The sequence below is a fragment of the Vibrio agarilyticus genome, assembly GCF_012641465.1.
Lineage (GTDB): Bacteria > Pseudomonadota > Gammaproteobacteria > Enterobacterales > Vibrionaceae > Vibrio > Vibrio agarilyticus.
The window spans coordinates 422,791-446,993 of record NZ_JABAIK010000001.1 but is presented as its reverse complement, the minus strand read 5'-3'; the positions used below and the strand labels follow the sequence as shown (position 1 = coordinate 446,993).

Genomic DNA, 24,203 nt, shown 5'->3' with positions numbered 1-24,203 from the left:
GAAGCCCAGCCGCGTCAAATCCCTCTTCACCGACCACTTTTAAAAGCCTCGCAGTATTGCGGCGTTTTGTCGTTTTGGCGCTAAGGAAAGTGCCTAGGGTCGGGGTCTGGAAGCCCAGCCGCGTCAAATCCCTTTTCACCGACCACTTTTAAAAGCCTCGCAGTATTGCGGGGTTTTGTCGTTTTAGCGCTAAAGAAAAGCGTCTCGGGGTCTGGAAGCCCAGCCGCGTCGAATTCCTCTTCACCGACCACTTTTAAAAGCCTCGCAGTATTGCGGGGTTTTGTCGTTTTAAGGTCAAAGAAAGCACATGGGCAGAATGACCTCAAGGCAGTAGGTGGCAGGAAATAGGATCGGCTTGGGTTAATCGCTTAACACTAAAACCACGGTTTTTGAGCAGCTCAAGCAAATTATCTTGGCCGACCAAATGCAGGGCGCCCACCACCATGACATATTCGCCTGGACGCTCAACCGTCCAGCGCATGATTTTACGTGCCCAATCTTGATTACGTAGATAGAGCAAGCGTTCTTTGAGTGGTTTCGACATTTCCGGATTGTTAGCAAACTGCGCCAAGTTACGAGTGTTGCCTGCTTGCCAGCTCTCAATCATACAACGAAAGTTCGCTTCACTTTTGGTCGCAGGTTGTAAATAGGCTTGTAAGAGCGCCTTACCATCTTCGGCATCACCAGTGAGCAAATCGAGCTGGTATTGCGCAGTTTCAAGAGGCAATAGTGGCACGCCGTCTTTCTGCGCTAAAACGACCAAATGTTGGTCAACGCCATATTCAGGAGTCATCCCAGCCTTCGCCGCCAAAGTGAGTTCTATGGTTGCTGCCGTCAGCCAAGGCGCTGACTCCAGTAATGGGGCTGCGGGTAGCCCCAATGTGTTAGCAAGGCGTTCGAGTGTTTTTTTCTGAGGCTGGGTCAATATTGCATCGGTTGTGATGTCGGTTTTTGGATAGCGTAGTGGCTTGGTGGTGGAGAGGTCAGCTTCAATAATTAAGCCGTCTGCGGTGGTTAAAGGCTCGGTGATGGCTTTCGGCAATGGGTAGAAACTCGCGTCGCCAACGTGGATTGAGCCAATAATGCGAATCGTCATCTGATGCTGAGTTATTTCCCAAACGGCAGGGGCTGCACTCAGTGATATTGGTAAAAAAGCGTTCAGCAGAACAAACCAGAAACGACGCATGAGCGGACTCCTTTGATGAAAGGGAAAATGAACCACAATATGCCAAGTGTAATGAATGGCTGATTCTTGACGATGTTCTTTTTTGGGAATGAGTTAAATCGACCTAGAAAGTGAGATCTCATGTGCAAATTTGTAACCATTTATGATAACTCGCTCGAAATAAATGAGTTTATTTTGCGTGTTAAGTCACGTCATTGGATTTATTTGCTGCATAAAAGTGTGAAATTGATCGGCTTTGTTTTTTTATTTGCGCAAATTAATGAAGAGTTGGCTTGCGCTTAACTCATTGATTTGTATTTGGAGATATGGGTTTTTGACATCTTGTTGCGAGTGAGATCACTAAATTGGACTAATTATTTTACGGCAAGAAATAACTGAGCGTATCTTTGCCTCACGATTTGTTTGCTGTTTTGGCGAACGCGTATTTTTTAGGGGTAAGTAAGATGTTCAAACGGAATCTCATTGCGGCAACGATGGTCGCGACGCTTGCTGGCTGTGCCACGGTGCAGTCACCGGAGCAGAGCGTGGTTAACACGTTGGCAAATAACCTAGATATTCATTACCAGGTCGTGACGAATCACGGCGCAAATGAGGGTATCGCCTGTCAAGATTTGGGTGCTGAGTGGGCCTCATGCAATAAAGTCATAATGACACTAATCAATGAAGGTGAGGCCGTTGCAGCAAAAGATTGGGCAATTTATTTTCACAGTGTTCGATTGATCTTAGATGTACAAAATGAACAATTTAAGATTACTCGTGTTACTGGCGATCTTCACAAGCTTGAGCCAACAGAAAAATTTGATGGTTTTGCCGCTGGGGAAGTGATCGAAATTCCTTATGTTGGTGAATATTGGCAGTTATTTGCGACTGACTTTTTCCCTGGTGCCTTTGTTACTGCCCCGAATGCTGAACCCAAACGCATCGCATCGTTAGACACTGAAGAGATAGGCGCTTTTGTGTCTGGCCTTAGTGGTGATAATTTAAAACGCACTCCGGATGACAACAATGTCATCGCCACAGCGGCGACGCGTTATGAAAAAAATGTCGACACTCAGTTTGAAGATGTTTCGACAGCCTTGATCCCAAGCCCACTTTACGTTGAAGCTACTCAAGGAACGGTGAAGCTTGCCAATGGCATTGCATTGAGTAAAGCCCCGTTTACGGAGGAGCAATGGCAAGCACTTGAGACTCGCGCTGAGGTGATTGGTGTTGATATTGACGGCGCTTTGCCGATGAGTGTTGTGCTTGCATCTGAGACATTTTCAGGCGAGATGGCTCGCTCTGGTGCCTACAAACTGGTGATTGGCGATGAGGGGATTGAGGTAACTGCGTTTGATCAAGCTGGCGCGTTCTATGCGGTGCAGTCGGTTTTTGGACTTATGGATAGCAATAATACGACGTCTTTACCGAAATTGAGAATTCAGGATGCGCCGCGTTTTGATTATCGCGGCATCATGGTTGATGTTGCGCGTAACTTCCATTCAAAAGCGGCGATTTTAGCCACACTTGATCAAATGGCCGCATACAAAATGAATAAGTTGCACCTTCATTTGAGTGATGATGAAGGTTGGCGCTTGGAAATTCCGGGATTGCCTGAACTCACCAACGTTGGTAGTCAGCGCTGTTTTGATCTTAATGAGCAAACTTGCCTTTTACCCCAGTTAGGTTCTGGCCCGGATAGTGACAATTTCGGTTCTGGTTTTTTCAGTAAAGCTGATTATGTTGAGATCTTACAATACGCTAAGGCACGTCACATCGAGGTCATTCCAGAAATTGATATGCCAGCCCACGCTCGCGCTGCGGTTATCTCAATGGAAGCGCGTTACACTCGTTTGATGAACGAAGGCAATGAAGCCGCCGCCAATGAATATCGTTTGATGGATCCCAACGACACATCAAACGTGACGACAGTGCAATTCTACAATCGACAAAGTTTCATCAACCCTTGCATGGATTCGTCCACTCGCTTTGTCGATAAAGTCATCTCTGAAGTAATGGCAATGCATAACGAAGCGGGTATGCCTTTGACAACTTGGCACTTTGGTGGTGATGAGGCAAAAAATATTAAACTCGGCGCGGGGTTCCAAGATATTCATGACGCCAATCCGGTGGCTTGGAAAGGGAGCATTGATTTATCAAAGCAAGACAAACCGTTTGCTCGTTCTCCTGAATGTGCGCGCTTGATTGAAAATGGTGTTGTCACAGATTATGGTCACTTGCCAAGTTATTTTGCCGCAAAAGTTTCTCAAATTGCCGCAAATAAGGGGTTACCAAGTTTTCAAGCGTGGCAAGATGGTTTGAAATACAACAAAGGCGGGGCGAGTGATTTTGCGACTGCCAATACGCGCGTTAACTTCTGGGATGTGTTGTATTGGGGTGGAAATGCCTCAGCTTATGAATGGGCGGAAAAGGGGTATGATCTGATTTTGTCAAACCCAGATTATGTATATATGGATTTCCCGTATGAAGTGGATGCGCAAGAGCGGGGTTACTACTGGGGAACGCGCGCAACCGACACGCGTAAGATGTTTGGATTTGCACCGGAAAACTTGCCTCAAAATGCCGAAACCTCGGTGGATCGCGATGGCAACGGATTTAGCGGGAAAGGCACGACCGGCGTGCAAACGTTCCATGGTTTATCCGCGCAGCTTTGGTCTGAGACGGTGCGCACGGATGAACAATATGAATACATGGTCTTTCCTCGAGTGCTTGCGGCAGCAGAACGCGCATGGCACCGCGGAGAATGGGAAAATGACTATCAAGTGGGCGTGGAATACACACAGCAAACCGATCTAGTTAATAAAGTGGCTTTGCATCGAGAGTGGCAACGTTTTGCCAATGTGATGGGGCAACGCGAATTGGCCAAGTTGGAAAAGTCAGACATTGATTATCGTCTCCCTGTTCCTGGTGCAATTATTGAAGCAGGTAAACTGATGATGAATGTTCAGTTTCCGGGAGTGAGTTTGCAATATTCAACTGATGGTCAAAATTGGCAAACCTATTCAGAGGTAGAACGTCCGACCATCTCTGGAGAGGTTTGGGTGCGTAGCGTTTCCGCGTCAGGTGAAAAAAACAGCCGCGCAATATTAGTCGACAAGTCGCACCCTAAAAAATAACTTGAGTCGTCGGCCTAGCTTAGGTCTTTGATTGGCCTCGACTTGGCGGTACGTTGCTAAGCCGGCGTCTCAGGTTGTTCTGCTCTCTTCCCAGCGTAGTGACTTAAAAAGAGTTCAGCGGTTTGGCGCGCCAAATCTCTGGACTCTTTGTCGTTTAATGGCCCGCTCATTCCCATCAACTGAGGCCAGATAGCCCGACCTGCGCCTATTGAACCTTGGTGGCAGGAGTGAGATCTCGGTTAGCCCATTTTATTTAAAGCTGTAGCGTTATTGATTTGTACTCGCAAACCTCATCCTAAAGCTTATCTATGTTCACGAAGTGCTCAGAGGCTTTGCTTGCTTATCGCCTACCTGCATCTCCAAGTGATTTGGGTATCGCTGCATTTTCAGCTCGCTTGGGTATCATTTGCGACGAATTTTCTGTTTTGGATGTCAAATCGACGTAAGCGATTTGCATTGCTGACCACCGTGATTGATGAAAGCGCCATCGCCGCGCCTGCAATCACAGGGCTCAGCAAAAAACCAAACAGAGGATATAAGGCGCCAGCGGCAATCGGAATGCCCAATGTGTTGTAAATAAAAGCACCAAGCAGGTTTTGCCGCATGTTTTTAAGCGTCGCTTTTGATAGTGCAATGGCATTAACCACCGCCATAGGTGATGAATTAAGCACCGTCATTTGCGCGCTTTCAATCGCCACATCACTACCGCTACCCATCGCAATGCCCACATCAGCCAGTGCCAACGCCGGCGCGTCATTGATCCCATCGCCGACCATGGCAACACAGTGCCCTTGCGCTTTTAATTGGCGAATATGCTCGGCTTTTTCGGTGGGCAGAACTTCGGCTAGCACCTCATCCACGCCCAGAGTATTGCCGATAGCCTTAGCAACCGCATGAGTGTCACCGGTGAGCATAATGGTACGAATGCCAAGAGTTTTAAGCGTGTGAATAACGTGTTTTGATTCGGCTTTGAGTGGAACTGAAACCCCAATCACCGCGGCAAGCTCATTATCAATCGCCACCAATAATGGTGTCCATGCTTGCGCTTGACAGCTGGCAAGTGCATCGGCGGCCGCATCGATGTTGATCCCAAGCTGCACAAGGCAGTGACGTGATGCCACAACAACGCGTTGTTGGTCTATGTATGCTTGCACCCCTTTTCCTCGCCAATTGGCAAAGTCTGTCGCAGGGAGGGCTGAAATTGAATGTGCTTTGGCGTAATCGCACACGGCTTTTGCCAACGGGTGCTCGGAGTGAATTTCAGCAGAATACGCTAACTGCAACACCTGTGCTTGGTCGTTGTTTAACGCAAAAAAGGCTTGAACACTCGGCTTACCTTGGGTTAGCGTGCCGGTTTTATCAAACACAACGGTATCGATGCGGCTGGCCGATTGCAGGACGTCGGCGTCCTTGATTAATATGCCCATTTCCGCCGCTTTTCCTATGCCAACGGTAACCGACAATGGAGTTGCCAAGCCCAAAGCGCAAGGACATGCGATAATGAGCACGGTAGTTGCAACAACCAGCATGTAACTGGCTTGGGGCGCCGGGCCAAACCAATACCAAATCAACGCAGCGACGACAGCAATGGTCACCACGACGGGCACAAACACGGCCGAGATTTGATCGGCTAATTTGGCGATGGCTGGCTTACTGCTTTGCGCTTCACGCACCAAACGAATGATGCGAGCAAGCATGGTATTGGCGCCAACGCCAGTCGCCTCAATAACCAGCGCGCCATCTTGGTTTAGTGTTCCCGCAGAGACTTTTTCGCCTGCTGTTTTGTGTACCGGTAATGGCTCACCAGTCAGCATGGCTTCATCAAGATAGCTATTCCCTTCAATCACCTGGCCATCGACAGGCACTTTTTCCCCTGGTTTTAGGCGCAAGCGCATGCCAATGGTGATCTGTTTAACATCGATGATCTCATCGCCTTGTGGCGTGATTTGCGTGGCTTGCTGAGGTTGCAAATGGATCAGAGCTTGCAGCGATTGTGTAGTTTTGGCTTTCGCTTTTGCTTCAATATAATGGCCCAATGAAATTAAACCAATGATCATGGCACTGGCTTCAAAGTAAACATGCCGTGATGCGTTAGGAAACCAGTTAGGGGCAAGGACAACGGCCATAGAGTAGGCCCAAGCTGCTCCTGTACCTAATGCCACCAAAGTATCCATTGTTGCGCGACCATGACGAATTGCGCCAATCGCGTTGACAAAAAAGGATTTTCCCGCCGTGGCAAGCATGATGAAACATAAAAGCCCGATGCTTCCCCAGCCTAGTTGGTCTTGAGCCGAGGCTATCATCATACTGCCGCCAAGCAATCCCCACAGCATTAAGGGCGCGCCAAGGCCAAGGCCGATGATTGCCGAGCGGCGGTGATGGTGCAAAGTGGCTGCCATTTGTTGACGCTGCTGCGCTTGTTGCAGCAGAGGATCTTGTACTTCTTGAGCTTGATATCCGGCTTGTTTTACCGCTTGAATCAGTTCGAGCGTGATTGAGTTTTGCGTGGGTGCCTTGTTATCCGTTTTCGCAGATGGCTCGAGCATGATCAGCGCGCTCTGCTCAGCAAGGTTAATTTGGGCTTTGGTGACCCCTTTCACTTGAACCAGAGCTTTTTCGACCGAGGCGACACAACTGGCGCAAGTCATGCCTTGGATCAGCAGCTCTACGGTGTGATAAGTCAGGTTCACAGGCACGTTATCCGTTGGCTCTAAGGCTTCATGGGAAGCGGATGTTACGGCAGTAGAAGACGCATTGGAGATCTGAAGCTCTTGGTGTGAGTCGAACGCTTGTGATGGCGCCATTGGCTCTGCGTTAAAGCCAAGCGATTGTATTGTCGCAATAATACTTGTCAGCGCGTCTTCGCTTTCAAAGGTAATTGATTGAGGGGAAAGGGCGCTGATCGTGACGCAATGTTGTTCATGCAGCGCTTTTTCGACTTTGCCTGCGCAACCCATACAATTTAACCCGCTGAGTGCGAGAGTATATTGGCTCATGGTTAATCTCACAAATTAGAATACAACCAGAATAAACCTTGCCTCAGGGGTAAGGTCAAGCACGGAGATATTGATGGTGAGTTATCATTAAGAGACTTGGCAATCGCTTGCAGGTCAACTGGTTGTAGAATTGCGCGGCAGTGGTAAAATGTCGCCACTTTTGTCTTTAACAGACCGTGGGCGTGACGCGCACGATAATTATCCTAAGGAATACACATGACGGTGAAAACTCGTTTCGCTCCCAGCCCAACTGGCTACCTCCATGTCGGTGGCGCACGTACTGCACTTTATTCTTGGTTGTATGCAAAACATCAAGGTGGTGAGTTTGTATTGCGTATTGAAGATACCGACCTTGAGCGTAACTCTCAAGAGGCGGTTGATGCGATCATGGAAGGGATGACGTGGCTTGGCCTTGATTGGGATGAAGGTCCATACTTCCAAACCCAGCGTTTTGACCGTTATAACCAAATGGTAGACAAGCTGCTTGCTGAAGATAAAGCGTATAAATGCTACGCCTCAAAAGAGCTGCTTGATGAAGTGCGCGCTGAGCAAGAAGCCAACAAAGAGATGCCACGCTATGATGCGGATCACCCAAAAATTAAAGCGGCCAATGCGGCAGCAAAAGAGGGCGATCCATGCGTCATTCGTTTCCGTAATCCTAAAGAGGGTAGCGTTGTTTTTGACGATCAAATTCGTGGTCGCATTGAGATCAGCAACACCCAAATGGATGATTTGATCATTCGCCGTACCGATGGCGCGCCAACGTATAACTTCTGTGTTGTAGTTGATGACTGGGATATGGGCATCACTCACGTGATCCGTGGTGAAGACCATATCAACAACACGCCACGTCAAATCAACATCTACCATGCATTGGGCGCGCCAGTGCCAACCTTCGCTCACTGTGCGATGATTTTAGGTGACGATGGCGCAAAACTGTCAAAACGCCACGGCGCAGTATCCGTAATGCAATATCGCGATATGGGCTACTTACCTGAAGCGTTGAACAACTACTTGGTTCGCTTAGGCTGGTCTCATGGGGATCAAGAAATTTTCTCTCGTGAGGAAATGGTGGAATTTTTCAGCCTGAATGCCATTTCTAAATCGGCATCGGCGTTTAATACCGATAAGTTGTTGTGGTTGAATAACCATTACATGAAAACTTCAGCGCCTGAGTATGTTGCAGAGCATCTGCAATGGCACCTTGATCAACAAGGCATTAATAAAGACAATGGCCCAGCTATCACGGAAGTGATTGCGCTGGTGGCAGAGCGTTGTAACACCTTAGTGGAGTTGGCTGAACAAATTCGCTACTTCTATGAAGATTTCTCTGAGTTTGACGCTGGCGCGGCGAAAAAGCACCTACGTGGCGTAGCAAAAGAGCCGTTAGAGTTGGCGCTAGCTAAAGTAGAAGCTTTGAATGAGTGGACGACGGAAAGCTTGCATCAAATGATCGCAGACGTGTGCGCTGAGCTTGAGATTGGCATGGGCAAAATCGGTATGCCACTTCGTGTTGCTGTGACGGGTGGTGGTCAATCACCATCAGTGGATGCGGTCATGCAATTGGTTGGCAAAGCGCGTTGTGTTGCGCGTATTCAGATGGCTCTGGCTTACATCGCTGAGCGCGAAGCTAACGCGTAACTGAGCATTTCGAATGTTGACTTTAAAAGGCCGCAATGATTGTGGCCTTTTTTATTTAAGATTAATACTCGCAACGCGTCCCATAAAAGAGAGAATTTCAATGTTATCGCGATGCGCCTCGAGCAGAGCTTTTTTGGTTTGAGTGTAAGCGGCAAGCTTGCCGTATTTTTTGATTGAACGGACCACGGTTTTGTAGTGCACTGTCCCGTCGTCATCGCATTCGCGCCATTTGGCGATATAACAGGCATCACGGTGGTTAGGGTCGCTTTGGGTGGGGTTGGGTTTATAGACAATTTTCGGCTCGACGCTGTGTGGCAAGCGTGTCATGAGATACGGGTCTTTTAATAGCCTTCGCCAAAACTTACCCCACATCGCAGCGCCCAATTCATTACGCAGCTTAATCGCTTTTTTGAGCGCCTTTTTTTCCCCCATCTTGATAAATCCGACAGAGCGATGCAATACGGTATCTTCGGGAGTATGGATATGGATTTTATAAGCGGTTTTACCTTTTGATATAAAGCGGTGACCTGTATTAGTAATGAGATTGCTCTTTGTCATGCCATCAAGTTATAAACCTATCAGTACATTGAGCTTAGAAAACACAAGGGCAAAGGGAAAGTGCATTGCTGCGACAAGAAAGCGGTCTGATGCCATCCCCCCGTCCTACTGAAAGCTGCAGCGCTTTTCTTTAAAAAATTAAAGGGCTGGCTTTCATTTTAGGTGTATCGGCTGGTGCATGAGGATGACGGTTGTAATTACAGCTTATGCATGACGTCACCAATTTGAATGCTGGCGGCAAGCTCGGGTTGGTCAACAGTGAGATCGGCACCTTGTTCGTAGACACGTGACACCGTTAGCGTGATCTCACTTTCGGTGACTTTGTTTCGAGCCAAACCATATTGATCAATGAATGAGGCAGTGTGCCAAAGCTGCAATTTATCGCCTTCACGAACGCCATGAATCCGGCCTAAATCCATACTGATGGTGTCATTCCAGATGGCCACGATTTCTGGCAAAGTGATTTTGCATGACAGCTCCGACTCCATATCTAACATGACGTTACGGCTGACACGTAACAGCATTTCACCGTAAGTTGAGGTCCAAAAACGTGCGCTTTGAGTATCGACTTGGCTGGTTTTTGCAAAAGGCCAAGTTGCCACTTCGCGGTAAGTTTCACTAAATACTTCATTGCCAGTCTTGCCGTCAAAGATCTGCAGTTCCATTGCAAATTGACGGTTAATCACATCGTCTTGCAGCACTTTGCTTTCAATGGTTGCCGTGAGATCGTTGATTTCTCCTCGCACCAGATATTGAGCGCCCGCATCTTGGGCGATCATTTTGAGTCGCTCAGGGTTTTGTGGCTCGAGCGCATAATCTGTGGTGCCTACAGAGACAAAGCTGCGTGATTGTTGGTCGAGCTGACGATTCAGCACGGTACTAAAATCATCGCCGACGCGATAAATTTGCCCCATCACTGCTTGTTGCGGAGAGGCGAGGTCGATATTGCCAACAAGGATAGATTTCTTATATTGGTCAACGTGGCAACCGCTTGCCGATGGGTAAATATCGGCACGCACAGTCAGCTCAATGGTGCCACCGCGTTTGCGTTCTTGCTCTACCACCACATAGCGAACTTCATGGTTGGTAAATTGATATTCTTTTTGATTTTGTTCCAAATAAGGCTGCAATTGACTCAGTCCACCAATGTCTGCGCCAGAAAATTGAATCGCCTTATACAATGCATCTTCAAGCGCGTGGCTACGTGCTGCCGCATCAGAGGCAACAATCGTCGCTGAGCCAGTGACTTCGAACCAAGAAGCGTGTGCCGAAGTGAGCGCTGCCATTGCGCTAAGTGTGAGTGTAGTAAGGCGTATGCGCAGATTATTCATTTTATTACGACCGTTTGGCTGAAATTTGGCAATTGGGTATAAAAATTGCTTTCTAGTTTATCAGTGAACTGATTCAGTGATGTTCAGCGTAAGCTGGAAACGTTTGGAATGAAGCAAAGTCCGTTCCACAATCGCATAAATAACACGGCCAGTAGCGAATAAAAACGCATGGCTCAGCAAACAGAGCAAAAGGCAAAGCATGGTGCTGTAGCGGATAGTGTGCGACCCCGTTCCATCATGGTTTATTTGGAGATATGACCGATGAAAAAATGGCTTATGGTGGCGTCAGTTTGTATGCTGACCGCTTGTGCTTATTCGCCTATTTATAACGGCAAAGAGCCATATTCTGGTAGTCAGTTCATGTTACTGGACAGTCCGAGACATACCATGGACTACTTCGTTGAAGGGCTGACAGAAGAACTGATGGTATCCAATACCAGCGTTTCCGCTCGCACGCCGATTGCGGTCACCTCGTTTGTTGACTTGCAGAATTTGGATGCAACGAACTGGCTCGGCAACTCGGTTTCGGAAGGGTTTATTTATCAGCTGCAGCGACGTGGTTTTAAGGTGGTTGATTTTAAGACCACAGGGTCGATTCAAGTGACGCAGACGGGAGATTTTGCCCTGAGTCGTGACTGGAAAGATTTAGCGCATGAGCAAGAAATTCAATATGTACTGACGGGAACCATGCTGCGACAAGAAGGTGGCGTGTTGGTCAATGCGCGAGTGGTTGGCATGCAAAGTCGCATTGTTGTTGCCTCTGCACAAGGCTTTTTGCCCGCAGACCGTATCGGACGCGATCTTGATACGCTCAATAGTATTCGTACCCAAGATGGCGTATTAATTCGCTCTGATCCGGAAATTCGTCAGCCTCATACCGTTATTCTGCGCCCATAAGAGTGGCGCGAGCGAAGAGCAGTACAAACCAAATATTGATAGGAAAGAGAAGTAGAGATGGGACACAAAGTGAGACACATCGGCTTACTATTGATGGCACTGATATCGGCTTGGCTCATTACGGGGTGTCAACCACTTCAGCAGATGCGTGAAGATGAAATCTTAGTTGCGGTAGGTTACGCATCGGTCAGTGAGCAAGTGGGCCGAACACCAGAAGAGAAACAAATACGTGCGATGCGAGCATCAAAAATTGATGCCTATAGAGAGCTGGCTGAGCAAGTGTATGGCATGCGTATTAGTGGTCGTGCTGAGTTAGAAGATCAACGTTTAGGCATTGAAACCACGTCAGGCGCCGTCGATGGTGTTATTCGTGGCGCTCAAGTGATTCGCGCTTATATGGTGGAAGATAGCTATGTGACAGAGTTGCGTCTTGATATTCGTAAAATGGACAAGTTGCGTGATTTTGGCGAAGTGCAACATGTGCCAGAGAAGCGTCAGCAAACGTTGTTTTAATCGGCTTCTCTGTTACACACTAAGTTTTGAGCATGAGGCTTAACTAGGACAAAGGATGTTTGTTGTTGTTTATGAGTTTGAAGTCACGCCTGGAAGTGAGGATCTCTTTCGCCAAGCGTGGCTTGATGTGACTAAAGCCATTTACCGATATTGCGGGAGCTATGGCTCTCGCCTGCATCGTTCAGACGAGCCGCAACGCTTTATTGGCTATGCACAATGGCCCAGCAAAGCGCAATGGCAGAAAAATTACATTGCCACTGACGCGAAAGAGGTTCAAGCACGTGAAAAAATGCGAGCGTGCTTAATTCAATCGAGCGTTTTGTATCAGCTTGAGGTTATGGATGATTATTTACAATGCGAGCTTTCAAATGAGTTTGCGAGCTCACTTACGCCTTGATGTTGGTGCCTAATGTGGAAATGGTGTGAGTTTTTCCTGCCGCGTTGTAGGTCATGCCAACTTTTCCATGAGTTTGCTGGAACAAATTGTTGAGTTTTCGAAAACTTAATTGCGCGCGGTGTAGAGCATCACCATTAGCTTGATTGATGGTTTGGCACTGCTCGATGAGCAACCGAATTTCACTAACCTTCTGATTAAAATCGACCTCTTGCTGCGCGCTGGCAAGGTGAGGGTGCGCGGCAATGCGTTGGTCAGTCGTTTTTAATGCCTCGATTAATGTTACTTTTTCTTTGGCTATCATCTCAATATCACGAGCAACCCGTGATGTGATAGCAAGTGTCTCCCGCTCAAGTACGGCCAATAACTGACGAGCACTGTCGCGTTGAAAATCGATTAAGTCTGTTAACGCAGCCATTTACTGTTTCTAGTTTTACGCTTTGTTCTGTGGGGCTAGCTCGTTTTCAAACTTCATGATGTTATCCGCAAGACGCTCTGGATCGACCTGATAAGAGCCATTAGCAATTGCTTCTTTAATCGCCGCAACTTTTGCTGCATCAAACGCTGGTGTTGCCGCCATACTCTGTTGCAACTGACCCATAGCTTTACCTTGCGAGCTGAGCGAAACGGAATCTTGACCTGCGGTAGTTTTGACATCACGGCTGGCGGTTGAGTGTGACGCCGAGCTGTCGGCACGTGCGGAGGGGCGATTATTGGTATTAAACAATTGCCCACTGCGAATGTTATCGATACCTGCCATTGATAAACCCTATTTTCGTGTGAATGTGACGAGATGCAATATCAAATTTAAATAACGAAATCATGCATTTTGGCTGCTGTCTTATCGAACATGAGCTTAAAAATACAGCGATATAATACGCAATACTTAATTGCGCTGCATCCATTTGACCACAATATCGGCCGATATTGTCAATACTTTAGCGCTTTTTCTCGATATACGGTAACGAGTTAATGTGAATTGCGCATCCTTAGCGCTTAAAACATCACGCTGACTTCGGCAACATCGGTCACTTGCGCTTCGATTATACGCTGTGTTTTATCGTTTTTCACTCTAACTTGTTGACCTAAAATGCCATCTTGCAGCGCGGTGCCTTTGGTGGTGATGGTCATTGTGCTTTTGACCGCTTTGATCATGACTTTTTCATTACGGCAAACAAGACACACATCGCTTTGTTCAATGACATCACCGGGGCGCAGTGCACGCTTGACTTTGGCGCCGATAATATCTTGAAATGTGGAAAATCCAGCCTTACGAAAACGCTGCAATTCGATAAACGTTGTTGAAATGTCAGTTTCACTGAGGACTTCGCCACGAGCTAACGCACGGTTGGCTGTAACAAGGGCAACAGCCGTAGAGAGTCGCACTGGCACGTACACCTTCCAGCCATCACTTGGGCACTCAACCAACACATTGATATTACTTCGAGTGCCTTTGGTGCTTGAGGCGCTCGTTTGCAGTGGCTGAGGACAGTCGGTGGCTCGAATTCGTGAATCGAGCTCTGCCGCTTCAATATGAAGTTCTCCACCTCTAGGCGTTTCAACAGTTTGCAAAATGTGCGTTTCAGCCGCTAACTGGATTTGTTTTATTTGATTTTCGGTAGCGCCGTTGGAGAAAAAGCTAAATAATGCGAGTAAAATGCCGATAGACTTTGCATAACAGCGAGAGCGATCCATTGGTGTGAACCAGTGAGCGCAGACGGAATTCATTTCAAATCGCGACATAAGAGTTTCTCTGGTGTTATCCATAAGTAGGTGTATCAAAGCCACCAGTCTTCGATGTTGGTGAGTGATAATCAATATGAGTGTGAAACGGACTCTTGCATTGATACCTAAAACACTCACAACGGACCTGCAGCATCGCGTTGGTTGGATATAGAGTATCACTTTATAATTAAAAAGTATGAGATGGAGATGAGTATATGACAGGCATTCTTGATTCGGTGAACCAGCGCACTCAGTTGGTGGGTCAAAACAGACTGGAGTTGTTGACCTTTCGCCTAATGGGGCGTCAGCGCTATGGCATCAACGTGTTTAAAGTAAAAGAGGTGCTTCAATGCCCTAAGCTGACACTGATGCCTAATCTTCACCGTCTCGTTAAAGGCATTGCTCATATTCGGGGTCAAACGGTTTCTGTGATTGACTTGAGTCTAGCGATTGGTGGTCGTCCAACACAAGATGTCGATAAGGCGTTTGTTGTCATCGCGGAATTTAACCGAACCATCCAAGCCTTTTTAGTCTCCTCTGTTGAACGCATTATTAACATGCGCTGGGAGGAGATTTTGCCGCCGCCAGAAGGCTCTGGCAAAGCGAACTATTTGACTGCTGTCACCAACATTGACAATGAGCTGGTTGAAATTCTCGATGTAGAAAAAATCTTAGCGGAAATTGCGCCCGTCAATGAAAACATGAGCGAAGGAATTGGCGCTGAAATTCAGCAGTCTAAGCGCGGTGATGACATTGTACGTCGTATTTTGATTGCCGATGACTCAACCGTGGCACGCAAACAGGTTGAGCGCGCGATGGGGTCAATTGGTTTTGAGTTTGTTTCAGTCAAAGATGGCAAGCAAGCCTACAACACCTTATTGGAGATGGCGGCACAAGGTTCTGTCTTTGACCAAATTTCACTCGTTATTTCAGATATCGAAATGCCTGAAATGGACGGTTACACTTTGACGGCTGAAATTCGACGTAACCCAGATCTTAAAGATCTGTATGTCATTTTGCATTCGTCATTAAGCGGTGTGTTTAACCAAGCGATGGTTGAGCGCGTCGGAGCGAATGCCTTTATCGCGAAATTTAACCCCGATGAATTGGGTAATGCGGTAAAGATTGCCCTCGCAGAATAATTAGAAAAGAGACGTGAATGACCGCGATTACAATTAACGACCAAGAATACCGCGAATTTAGCCGTTTTCTTGAAACGCAATGTGGCATCGTGCTGGGAGAGAGTAAACAGTACTTAGTGCGCAGCCGCTTGAGTCCGCTAGTGACAAAGTTTCAACTTCCTTCGCTGTCAGCGTTATTGCAAGATGTGGTAGTAGGTCGTAACCGCGAGCTGCGCATCGCTGCGGTTGATGCAATGACCACCAACGAAACACTTTGGTTTCGTGATAGCTACCCGTTTACCGTATTAGCAGACAAACTATTACCTGAATTAGCGGCGGAAAAAAAACCGATAAAAATTTGGTCTGCAGCGAGCTCATCGGGTCAAGAGCCGTATTCGATTGCCATGACCATTTTAGAAGCGCGAATGCGTCGGCCTGGCCTGATGCCCAGTGTTTCCATTACTGCAACCGACATCTCAAACACCATGCTGGAAATGTGCCGCGAAGGTGTTTACGATCATTTAGCATTAGGTCGAGGTTTGTCACCAGAGCGTCGCCGGGAGTTTTTTGAGCCGGTAGACGAGGGGCGTATGCGGATTAAAGCGAATGTGAAGCAGATGGTTTCATTTCGCTCACAAAACTTAATGGACAGTTATGCGCTGCTTGGTAAGTTTGATGTGATTTTTTGCCGTAATGTTTTGATTTATTTCTCTCCAGAGATGAAGGCTAATGTGTTGAATCAAATGGCCAATAGCTTGAATCCCGGGGGGTATTTGCTACTTGGCGCTTCGGAATCGCTGACGGGACTCACTGACCGATTTGAGATGGTGCGCTGTAACCCAGGCATTATCTATCGTTTAAAATAAAACTGGCGCGATTGGCATTTGAGTTATCGCCTAAACGGATTAAATAAAGCGGCGTCTACGCAAGTAGTGCCGCTTTTTCTTTTTACTGGCACATTAATTGCTTTTGTTATGTAGGCAATGTGATAACCACGGTGACGTAAAACCGAATATCACCCTGTGTCATTGGGAAACGAAGTGATTTGGAGGCATGATGGCCATCTCGTTTGATAAAGCTTTGGGCATACACCAACATACGGTAGGCGTACGTGAACGCAATGCTGAAATCATCTCAACCAATATTGCACAGGCAAATACTCCCGGTTTTAAGGCTCGTGGCCTTGATTTTGCAAAAGAGCTGCAAGCGGCAAGTTCAGGAGCAAGTATTGGCTTGAGTCGAACCGATGGTCGGCATATTCCTGCCACCTCAACCGTGATGGGGGACAAGCTTTACCGCTTGCCAACTCAGCCGGATACGGGTGATGGTAATACAGTGGATGTCGATTTAGAGCGTAATCTTTTTATGCAAAACCAAATTCGTCACCAAGCGTCGCTGGATTTTTTGGGCAGTAAGTTTAAAAACTTAACCAAAGCAATTAAAGGACAATAATTAGATGAGCTTATTCAATGTGTTCAACGTTACTGGTTCTGCAATGAGCGCCGAATCTGTTCGTCTAAATACGACCTCCAGTAACTTAGCCAATGCAGACAGTGTCAGCAGTTCAGCAAAAGATACTTACAAAGCTCGTCACGCGGTGTTTGGCGCCGAGATGAGTAATGCACTGCGTTCAAGTGGTGAAACCGTGCCAGTCAAAGTGTTGGGGATTGTCGAGAGCGACAAGCCCTTAACGGCAGAGTACAACCCTGAGCATCCTCTGGCCAATGAAGAGGGATACATTTACAAGCCTAATGTGAATGTAATGGAAGAGATGGCCAATATGATTTCAGCTTCACGGTCGTATCAAACCAACGTACAGCTAGCGGATGCCAGCAAACAAATGTTGCTGCGTACGCTGCAAATGGGTCAATAAGGATAGGGGAATAGCGAATGGCCGGAATAAACAATGTTGGTCAAAGCGGCTTGTCCTACATCGACCAGCTTAAAAGTTTGCAAGAGAACAAAAAGCAGAGCGAAGTCACGGGTAAGCAAGATCTTAAGCAAGAAGATTTTCTCTCGTTACTGACCAAGCAATTGGCTCAGCAAGACCCTTTTAAGCCGGTGAGTAACGAGCAGATGATTGCTCAGATGGCCTCTTTTGCCACCGTAGATGGCATTGGCAAAATGAACAATCAGTTTGAAAGTCTTAATTCATCAATGACCTCTAACCAGGCACTACAAGCCTCTTCACTGGTTGGACGTGATGTCTTGGTACCGGGCGCGGCTGGCGTAAAAGCTGCAGAAGGTGGCATGCCGGCAATGGTGAAGCTGCCTCAGTCGGTCGATAACCTGATGGTTCGCATCGAAAATGAGATGGGGCAACTTATCAGCAGTTTTGATGTTGGCCCACAATTGGCCGGGGACACCCGTGTTGAGTGGGACGGAAAAGACGAGAACGGCAATGCGTTGCCTGCAGGCAAATACAAAGTGAAGGCCTCTGGATTACTTGAGGGTGAGTCGACGGAGTTTCCTGTCTCTACGTATGCCAATGTAAACAGCGTATTACTCGGTAAAGGTGACGGCAATGTATTGCTTAATCTTGCCGGATTTGAATCGCCAGTGCGACTGGCCGAAGTTCTTGAAGTAGGCAAAGCCTAACGGCGATTTAAGGAGAATTTAGTATGTCTTATGTAGCGCTCAGCGGTTTATCCGCAGCTCAACTGGATCTGAACACGACCAGTAACAACATCGCCAACGCCAATACGTTTGGTTTTAAAGAATCACGCGCTGAGTTTGGTGATGTCTACTCAAACTCCTTGTTTACTAACGCAAAAACCACGCCGGGTGGCGGCGTTCAAGCGAACCAAGTCGCGCAAATGTTTCATGAAGGTTCAAGTATTTATACCAATAACCCGATGGATTTGCGTATTTCAGGCACGGGCTTCTTTGCCGTAGCGAAAGACCGGTTAACACCACAGCAAAATGAGATGACACGTAATGGTGCGTTTCATTTGAACAAAGATAATTACATGGTAACAGCAAATGAAGAGTATTTGCTGGGCTATAACGTGGATCCAAATACGGGTGAGGTGAGTTCATATGAGCCTCAGCCACTGAATATTCCGGCAGAATTTGGTAAACCAAAGCAGACTGCCAATGTTGAGGTTGGGGTGAACTTGCCTGCGAGTGCGGCAGTGAAAAATCCACAAGGGTTTAATTACGCCGACCCAGATACCTATAACCGCTCAACGTCGTCAACCATTTATGACTCGATGGGCCAGTCATACAAACTGACCACATATTATTTGAAAGATCAAACTCAGGCCAATAGCTGGCAAGTTTATTACACAGTGACAGATAAAGGTGGTGAAAAGCCGCTGAATGTCGCCGGTGGTGATGCGACCAATGCGACTGGGCACTTGGGTCACTCGATGCGTTTCAATAATGACGGCACATTGGCCAGCCTTAACTCAGGCAACCCGATTGTCACTCAGCCACTGGGTGAGCAACCGATCCCGCTTGAGCTGAATGGTGGCGATCCAACGCAATCGCTGGTCTTTGACTTGAATACATCCACTCAATTTGCCGCGCCATTTGAACTGACTAAATTTAACGAAGATGGTGCCACAACGGGCTTTTTGACCAAAGTGGACTTTGATGAAAATGGCAGTGTTTACGGTACCTATTCTAACGGTGAAAATATCACGCTTGGTCGCGTTGCGTTAGTACGTGTTCCCAATGAGCAAGGTTTGGATAAAAAAGGCGGGACTCAGTGGAATTCGACCAATAATTCGGGCGATAAAATCTGGGGCGAGTCAAATAAAGGCTCTTATGGCACAATTTCAAGTGGCAGCCTGGAGCAATCCAATATTGATATGACGCAAGAGCTGGTGGATTTGATTTCAGCGCAGCGTAACTTCCAAGCCAACTCTCGTTCGCTAGAAGTGCATAACCAACTGCAGCAAAACATTCTGCAAATTCGTTAAGATACGATATCACTATAAGGTAATGAAGGCGGCATGGGCAAACGTGTGCCGCCTACCTGTGTCTTCAAGTTGTTTGGGTCTATTTTTGTCGTGTTGTCATTGTTTCATCGATACAGGCTCAAAACTTCCCCCTATCAATTTCCAGCTCCTCTTTCTTGCTGCGACGGGGTTTGTTTCCGTTGCGCGTTGCCAATCCGATTCAAGTAACTATGCACTGGCATAGTTTTTGCTTTTTCTAGTGAAGTCAATTTTTTGTTCCCTAGCATTGGGGATCGGGAGCTCACTATGGATCGCGCTTTATTTCTTGCTATGAGCGGTGCAAAGCAAAACATGCAAGCGTTGCAACTGCGCGCAAATAACCTCGCCAACGTTAGCACAACAGGCTTTCGTGCTGATTTAGCGCAAGCGCGTTCGATGCAAGCGTATGGGGACGGCTTGCCGACCCGTGTATTCAGCATGACGGAGCGTCCCAGTCACAATTATGCTCAGGGCAGTGTTATCACCACAGGTCGCGATTTGGATGTGACCGTTGAAGGCGATGGCTGGCTTGCGGTGATGGACAATGCAGGTAAAGAAGGTTTAACGCGTAACGGTAACCTTAAAATTGACCAAAATGGCTTATTGACTAACGCGAGTGGACATTTGGTGTTAGGGGAAGGCGGTGGTCCCATTACACTGCCTTTACCGATCAGCAAAATTGAGATTGGTCGAGACGGCACCGTTTCCGTCTTACCGCAAGGGGCACCTGCTGAAGAAATGGCAGAAGTGGACCGGATTAAGTTAGTCAAACCCAACAACCAAGAGTTGTTCAAAGATATTAATGGTCTATTTCGCTTTAAAACCCCAGGACAAGCTTATCAAGCTGATGCCACAGTGACATTGCAGACCGGCGCGATTGAAGGCAGTAACGTTAACGCGGTGGGAGAAATGACCGCTTTGATTGATTTGCAGCGCCAATTTGAAATGCAAGTCAAGATGATGAGCACGGCAGAGGAAATGGATAAGGCCTCTGATTCGTTGTTGCGTATGAGCTAAGTCGTCGGGAAATTCATTAATTTAAGGGGTTATTATGCATCCAGCACTGTGGGTCAGTAAAACCGGTCTAGACGCCCAGCAGACCAATATTTCAACCATCTCTAATAACTTAGCCAACGCCTCAACCATTGGGTTTAAAAAGGGTCGTGCGGTTTTTGAAGATCTCTTCTACCAAAATATTAATCAGCCAGGTGGCCAATCATCGCAAAATACCGAACTTCCAACTGGTTTGATGCTAGGGGCGGGTTCAAAGGTTGTCGCAACACAAAAGGTGCATACTCACGGCAATGCACAAACCACCAGTAATGCGTTGGATCTGATGGTGGAAGGCGATGGCTTTTTTCAAGTGACTATGCCAGATGGCAATATCGGTTACAGCCGCAATGGTCAATTTACGTTAAACGCCGAGGGGATCATGGTCACCTCTGGCTCTGGTTACCCACTTGAACCTGAGATCGTGATCCCTGAAGATGCGATGTCGATTACGGTAGGTAATGATGGTGAAGTCTCGGTGCGGATCCGCGGCCAGCAAGATAACCAAGTCGTGGGACAAATTACCATTACGGATTTCGTCAACCCAGGTGGACTCGAACCCATTGGTCAGAACCTTTACTTGCCAACGGGCGCTAGTGGCGATCCACAAGAAGGCGTTCCTGGTTTGGACGGCTTAGGGTCAATTCGCCAATCGATGCTGGAAACATCGAACGTGAATGTGACTGAAGAGCTGGTCAATATGATTGAAGCCCAGCGCGTTTATGAAATGAACTCTAAGGTGATTTCATCGGTTGATAAAATGCTGAGCTTTGTGAATCAGCAGTTGTAATGGTGGAATGGATCATGAGTGGATGCGTATCAATCGATAGGATCAAACGATTAATACTGTCAGTGTGCCTCATCGGTGTGATGCCGGGGTGTGCTTTATTAAATCAAGAAAACGCTGATGACGTGACCCAAGCAACCACTGTGGTTGATGCCGTTGAAGGGGAGCAATCTAATGCGCAGCAAACGGGCCTTTTAGATACGCTACGAGGCCGTGTTGACCCCGTGGCAGGAGATCCGGCATGGGCGCCGATTCACCCTAGTCAACAACCAGCGCATTATGCTGCAGAAACAGGGTCATTATTTAACGCAAAGCAATTGACCGATTTATACGATGATTCTAAACCGCGTGGTGTCGGCGACATTATCACCGTTATGTTGGATGAGTCGACCAATGCCAGCAAAAGTGCTAATGCCGATTTATCAAAAACCAATGAAGCAATGATGGAACCACTTCAAGTAGGGGGGCAAGAGTTGACCATTGGTGGCAATAACTACACCTTTGAATACGATTTGAACAATAGCAATAAATTTCAAGGCGATTCATCAGCCCAGCAAAGTAACAGCGTCAGCGGTTATATCACGGTGGAAGTGGTTGAGGTGCTAGCCAACGGCAACTTAGTCATTCGCGGGGAAAAGTGGTTGACGCTCAATACTGGGGATGAGTATGTACGACTGAGTGGTACGATTCGACCTGAAGATATTGGCTTTGATAATACGATTGCCTCAAACCGAGTTTCCAACGCACGAATTCAATACTCAGGCACCGGCATTCAGCAAGATATGCAAGAGCCTGGATTCTTGGCACGATTTTTTAATGTCGCTCTATAACCTTAACTCCGTCACATGGCTGACGTAATGCAGAGTAACGCCTTATGTTAAAACATACCCTCTTATTGATTGTGAGTACGCTGTTTTTATGCACCAGCGCTCAAGCCGCGCGTATTAAGGATGTGGCTGAAGTGGCTGGCGTGCGCAGTAACCAATTAGTGGGTTATGGTTTGGTGTCAGGTCTTCCTGGAACGGGCGAGGCCAACCCGTTTACTGAGCAGAGCTTTACGGCCATGTTGCAAAATTTTGGCATTCAATTGCCGCCTGGTACAAAGCCAAAGATCAAAAACGTTGCCGCTGTTATGGTGACGGCAGAATTGCCGCCATTTTCAAAGCCCGGACAAAAAATCGATATTACGGTCTCGTCAGTGGGATCGGCGAAAAGTCTGCGCGGAGGAACCTTGTTGCAAACCTTTTTAAAAGGTCTTGATGGTGAGGTGTATGCAGTCGCCCAAGGCAACCTAGTGGTCAGTGGCTTTAGCGCTGAAGGCGCAGATGGCTCAAAAATCGTCGGGAATAACCCGACAGTCGGCATTGTCTCAAGTGGTGCGACGGTTGAACGTGAAGTGCCTAACCCTTTTGGTCGTGGTGATTTTATCACCTTCAATTTACTCGAATCGGACTTTACTACTGCTCAGCGTTTGGCTGATGCGGTGAATAATTTTTTAGGTCCGCAGATGGCCTCAGCGATGGATGCCACATCAGTGAAGGTTCGCGCGCCGCGCGATTTAAGCCAGCGCGTGGCATTTTTATCCGCGATTGAAAACCTTGAGTTCAATCCTGCTGATGGCGCCGCCAAAATCATTGTTAATTCTCGAACCGGCACTATCGTTGTGGGCAAGCATGTGAAGCTGAAGCCGGCTGCGGTGACCCATGGTGGAATGACGGTAGCGATTAAAGAGAGCTTGAGTGTCAGTCAGCCAAATCCATTTGGTGGCGGTGAAACGGTGGTAGTGCCGGACAGCGATATTGCCGTAACAGAAGCGCAAGGCAAAATGTTCAAATTTGAACCGGGTTTGACCCTTGACGATCTGGTACGTGCGGTGAATGAGGTTGGCGCTGCGCCATCTGATTTAATGGCTATTTTGCAGGCATTAAAACAAGCAGGAGCCATCGAAGGACAACTTATCATTATTTGAGTCATTATGATGAAAAATAGTAACGATATTGGTTTCATTCATGACATCAGCAGTCTCGATAAACTTCGACAGCAAGCGGTGGGTGGTGAAAAGCAGCATGAGCAAGCGGCACTTGAGGCAGCGGCGCGTCAATTTGAGTCAATATTTACCTCGATGCTGTTTAAATCGATGCGCGAAGCCAATTCAGGTTTTGAGTCTGAATTGATGAACAGCCAAAACCAAACCTTTTACCGGCAAATGCTGGATGAGCAGATGGCCAGTGAACTCAGCAGCTCAGGCTCGCTTGGTCTGGCCGATATGATAGTGAAACAGCTTTCGGCAAGCCAAGGAAATTCAGCAAATTCTGAAGATTCCTCTGCTGCGGGTGAGCGTGAGTTAGCCATTCGAGAGGCGGCGCGTGATGCCTCTGCCAGCCGTCTATTTGGTGATGGACGAGTCGATGAAACGAAAGCACGTGACATCGAACGTCGTTTGCTTGAATCAGGCGAATTAACCAAGGGTGAGCCGGCACACTTTGACTCTCCAGAAAGCTTTATTGCGACTTTAAAACCGTATGCTGAACGCGCGGCGAAAGTGTTGGGTGTGACCCCCAGTTTACTATTGGCTCAAGCTGCGTTGGAAACAGGCTGGGGACAAAAGGTGGTTAAGAATCAGCGCGGCACCAGCCACAACTTGTTCAATATCAAGGCCGATAGCAGCTGGCGAGGTGGAAAAGTTGCCACGCAAACCTTGGAATACCATCAACAAACGCCCGTCATGGAGTCAGCATCGTTTCGCGCTTATGGCTCATACGCGGAAAGTTTTGCCGATTATGTGCGGTTTTTGAATGACAATCCGCGTTATGCACAAGCGCTGTCGACACGTGATAGCGACGCACAATTCATTCACTCAATTCACCAAGCGGGATATGCAACCGACCCTCTTTATGTCGACAAAGTCCTGCGTGTTCAAGCTCAAATAGATACCATGTAACTC

At 47.5% G+C, this 24,203-nt stretch carries 23 protein-coding genes; 16 read left to right on the top strand and 7 right to left on the bottom strand.

The window, feature by feature from the left end; all coding sequences use genetic code 11:
- Positions 1 to 322 precede the first annotated feature (322 nt).
- On the bottom strand, positions 323 to 1,186 hold the full coding sequence (locus HGP28_RS01895; RefSeq protein ID WP_168834732.1) for a TraB/GumN family protein: 864 nt from the start codon (positions 1,184 to 1,186) through the stop codon (positions 323 to 325).
- A gap of 443 nt (positions 1,187 to 1,629) precedes the next feature.
- Here HGP28_RS01895 and HGP28_RS01890 point away from each other — a divergent pair, with 443 nt between their 5' ends.
- Entirely contained in the window at positions 1,630 to 4,302 is a 2,673-nt protein-coding gene (locus HGP28_RS01890) for a beta-N-acetylhexosaminidase (RefSeq protein ID WP_168834731.1), read from the top strand.
- Between the two features lie 386 nt (positions 4,303 to 4,688).
- On the opposite strand, the gene HGP28_RS01885 is transcribed toward HGP28_RS01890, so the two are convergent.
- The gene (locus HGP28_RS01885) at positions 4,689 to 7,298 is read right to left on the bottom strand and encodes a heavy metal translocating P-type ATPase (protein WP_168834730.1); all 2,610 of its coding nucleotides are present in this window, start codon (positions 7,296 to 7,298) and stop codon (positions 4,689 to 4,691) included.
- A gap of 216 nt (positions 7,299 to 7,514) precedes the next feature.
- Here HGP28_RS01885 and gltX point away from each other — a divergent pair, with 216 nt between their 5' ends.
- Positions 7,515 to 8,939, top strand: a complete 1,425-nt coding sequence (gene gltX / locus HGP28_RS01880; protein WP_168834729.1) for a glutamate--tRNA ligase — start codon at positions 7,515 to 7,517, stop codon at positions 8,937 to 8,939.
- Between the two features lie 51 nt (positions 8,940 to 8,990).
- On the opposite strand, the gene HGP28_RS01875 is transcribed toward gltX, so the two are convergent.
- Positions 8,991 to 9,497 (bottom strand): Fe3+-citrate ABC transporter substrate-binding protein, encoded by a 507-nt coding sequence (locus HGP28_RS01875; protein ID WP_168834728.1) that lies wholly within the window; start codon positions 9,495 to 9,497, stop codon positions 8,991 to 8,993.
- Positions 9,498 to 9,694: 197 nt separating this feature from the next.
- A complete protein-coding gene (locus tag HGP28_RS01870) occupies positions 9,695 to 10,783 on the bottom strand; it encodes a flagellar assembly protein FlgT (RefSeq protein WP_246225509.1) in 1,089 nt (362 codons plus the stop codon).
- A gap of 306 nt (positions 10,784 to 11,089) precedes the next feature.
- Here HGP28_RS01870 and HGP28_RS01865 point away from each other — a divergent pair, with 306 nt between their 5' ends.
- The 3 genes from HGP28_RS01865 (at position 11,090) to HGP28_RS01855 (ending at position 12,635) form a co-directional block, all read left to right on the top strand.
- Positions 11,090 to 11,725, top strand: a complete 636-nt coding sequence (locus HGP28_RS01865; protein ID WP_168834726.1) for a FlgO family outer membrane protein — start codon at positions 11,090 to 11,092, stop codon at positions 11,723 to 11,725.
- Between the two features lie 93 nt (positions 11,726 to 11,818).
- Positions 11,819 to 12,238: a flagellar assembly lipoprotein FlgP gene (gene flgP, locus HGP28_RS01860; protein WP_439333812.1), complete on the top strand. Its 420-nt coding sequence runs from the start codon at positions 11,819 to 11,821 to the stop codon at positions 12,236 to 12,238.
- Positions 12,239 to 12,293: 55 nt separating this feature from the next.
- Positions 12,294 to 12,635 (top strand): antibiotic biosynthesis monooxygenase family protein, encoded by a 342-nt coding sequence (locus HGP28_RS01855; RefSeq protein ID WP_168834724.1) that lies wholly within the window; start codon positions 12,294 to 12,296, stop codon positions 12,633 to 12,635.
- Here the strand turns inward: HGP28_RS01855 and HGP28_RS01850 are convergent.
- From HGP28_RS01850 to flgA, 3 genes are all read right to left on the bottom strand, one after another.
- On the bottom strand, positions 12,625 to 13,050 hold the full coding sequence (locus HGP28_RS01850; protein WP_168834723.1) for a flagella synthesis protein FlgN: 426 nt from the start codon (positions 13,048 to 13,050) through the stop codon (positions 12,625 to 12,627). The two genes, HGP28_RS01855 and HGP28_RS01850, sit on opposite strands and share 11 nt — an antisense overlap.
- Before the next feature lie 15 nt (positions 13,051 to 13,065).
- A complete protein-coding gene (gene flgM, locus HGP28_RS01845) occupies positions 13,066 to 13,392 on the bottom strand; it encodes a flagellar biosynthesis anti-sigma factor FlgM (RefSeq protein WP_168834722.1) in 327 nt (108 codons plus the stop codon).
- Positions 13,393 to 13,628: 236 nt separating this feature from the next.
- Positions 13,629 to 14,360 carry a flagellar basal body P-ring formation chaperone FlgA gene (gene flgA, locus HGP28_RS01840; RefSeq protein ID WP_246225508.1) on the bottom strand — a complete coding sequence of 244 codons (732 nt, stop codon included), beginning with the start codon at positions 14,358 to 14,360 and terminating at the stop codon, positions 13,629 to 13,631.
- 212 nt (positions 14,361 to 14,572) lie between these two features.
- On the opposite strand from flgA, the gene HGP28_RS01835 reads away from it, so the two are divergent.
- From HGP28_RS01835 to flgJ, 11 genes are all read left to right on the top strand, one after another.
- Positions 14,573 to 15,499, top strand: coding sequence for a chemotaxis protein CheV (locus tag HGP28_RS01835; RefSeq protein WP_168834720.1), 927 nt, complete (start codon positions 14,573 to 14,575; stop codon positions 15,497 to 15,499).
- Positions 15,500 to 15,516: 17 nt separating this feature from the next.
- Positions 15,517 to 16,344 carry a CheR family methyltransferase gene (locus tag HGP28_RS01830; protein WP_168834719.1) on the top strand — a complete coding sequence of 276 codons (828 nt, stop codon included), beginning with the start codon at positions 15,517 to 15,519 and terminating at the stop codon, positions 16,342 to 16,344.
- Positions 16,345 to 16,534: 190 nt separating this feature from the next.
- Entirely contained in the window at positions 16,535 to 16,930 is a 396-nt protein-coding gene (flgB, locus tag HGP28_RS01825) for a flagellar basal body rod protein FlgB (RefSeq protein ID WP_168834772.1), read from the top strand.
- Positions 16,931 to 16,934: 4 nt separating this feature from the next.
- Positions 16,935 to 17,351, top strand: a complete 417-nt coding sequence (flgC, locus tag HGP28_RS01820) for a flagellar basal body rod protein FlgC (RefSeq protein ID WP_168834718.1) — start codon at positions 16,935 to 16,937, stop codon at positions 17,349 to 17,351.
- A gap of 17 nt (positions 17,352 to 17,368) precedes the next feature.
- Positions 17,369 to 18,076, top strand: a complete 708-nt coding sequence (flgD, locus tag HGP28_RS01815; protein ID WP_168834717.1) for a flagellar hook assembly protein FlgD — start codon at positions 17,369 to 17,371, stop codon at positions 18,074 to 18,076.
- Between the two features lie 23 nt (positions 18,077 to 18,099).
- On the top strand, positions 18,100 to 19,404 hold the full coding sequence (flgE, locus tag HGP28_RS01810; RefSeq protein ID WP_168834716.1) for a flagellar hook protein FlgE: 1,305 nt from the start codon (positions 18,100 to 18,102) through the stop codon (positions 19,402 to 19,404).
- A 285-nt stretch (positions 19,405 to 19,689) separates the two neighbouring features.
- Positions 19,690 to 20,439 (top strand): flagellar basal-body rod protein FlgF, encoded by a 750-nt coding sequence (flgF, locus tag HGP28_RS01805; RefSeq protein WP_168834715.1) that lies wholly within the window; start codon positions 19,690 to 19,692, stop codon positions 20,437 to 20,439.
- Positions 20,440 to 20,473: 34 nt separating this feature from the next.
- On the top strand, positions 20,474 to 21,262 hold the full coding sequence (flgG, locus tag HGP28_RS01800; protein ID WP_168834714.1) for a flagellar basal-body rod protein FlgG: 789 nt from the start codon (positions 20,474 to 20,476) through the stop codon (positions 21,260 to 21,262).
- Positions 21,263 to 21,276: 14 nt separating this feature from the next.
- Complete coding sequence (gene flgH, locus HGP28_RS01795) at positions 21,277 to 22,089, top strand: flagellar basal body L-ring protein FlgH (RefSeq protein WP_168834713.1); 813 nt, start codon at positions 21,277 to 21,279, stop codon at positions 22,087 to 22,089.
- A gap of 44 nt (positions 22,090 to 22,133) precedes the next feature.
- A complete protein-coding gene (locus HGP28_RS01790) occupies positions 22,134 to 23,228 on the top strand; it encodes a flagellar basal body P-ring protein FlgI (RefSeq protein ID WP_168834712.1) in 1,095 nt (364 codons plus the stop codon).
- Between the two features lie 6 nt (positions 23,229 to 23,234).
- Positions 23,235 to 24,200, top strand: coding sequence for a flagellar assembly peptidoglycan hydrolase FlgJ (gene flgJ, locus HGP28_RS01785; RefSeq protein ID WP_168834711.1), 966 nt, complete (start codon positions 23,235 to 23,237; stop codon positions 24,198 to 24,200).
- Positions 24,201 to 24,203 lie beyond the last annotated feature (3 nt).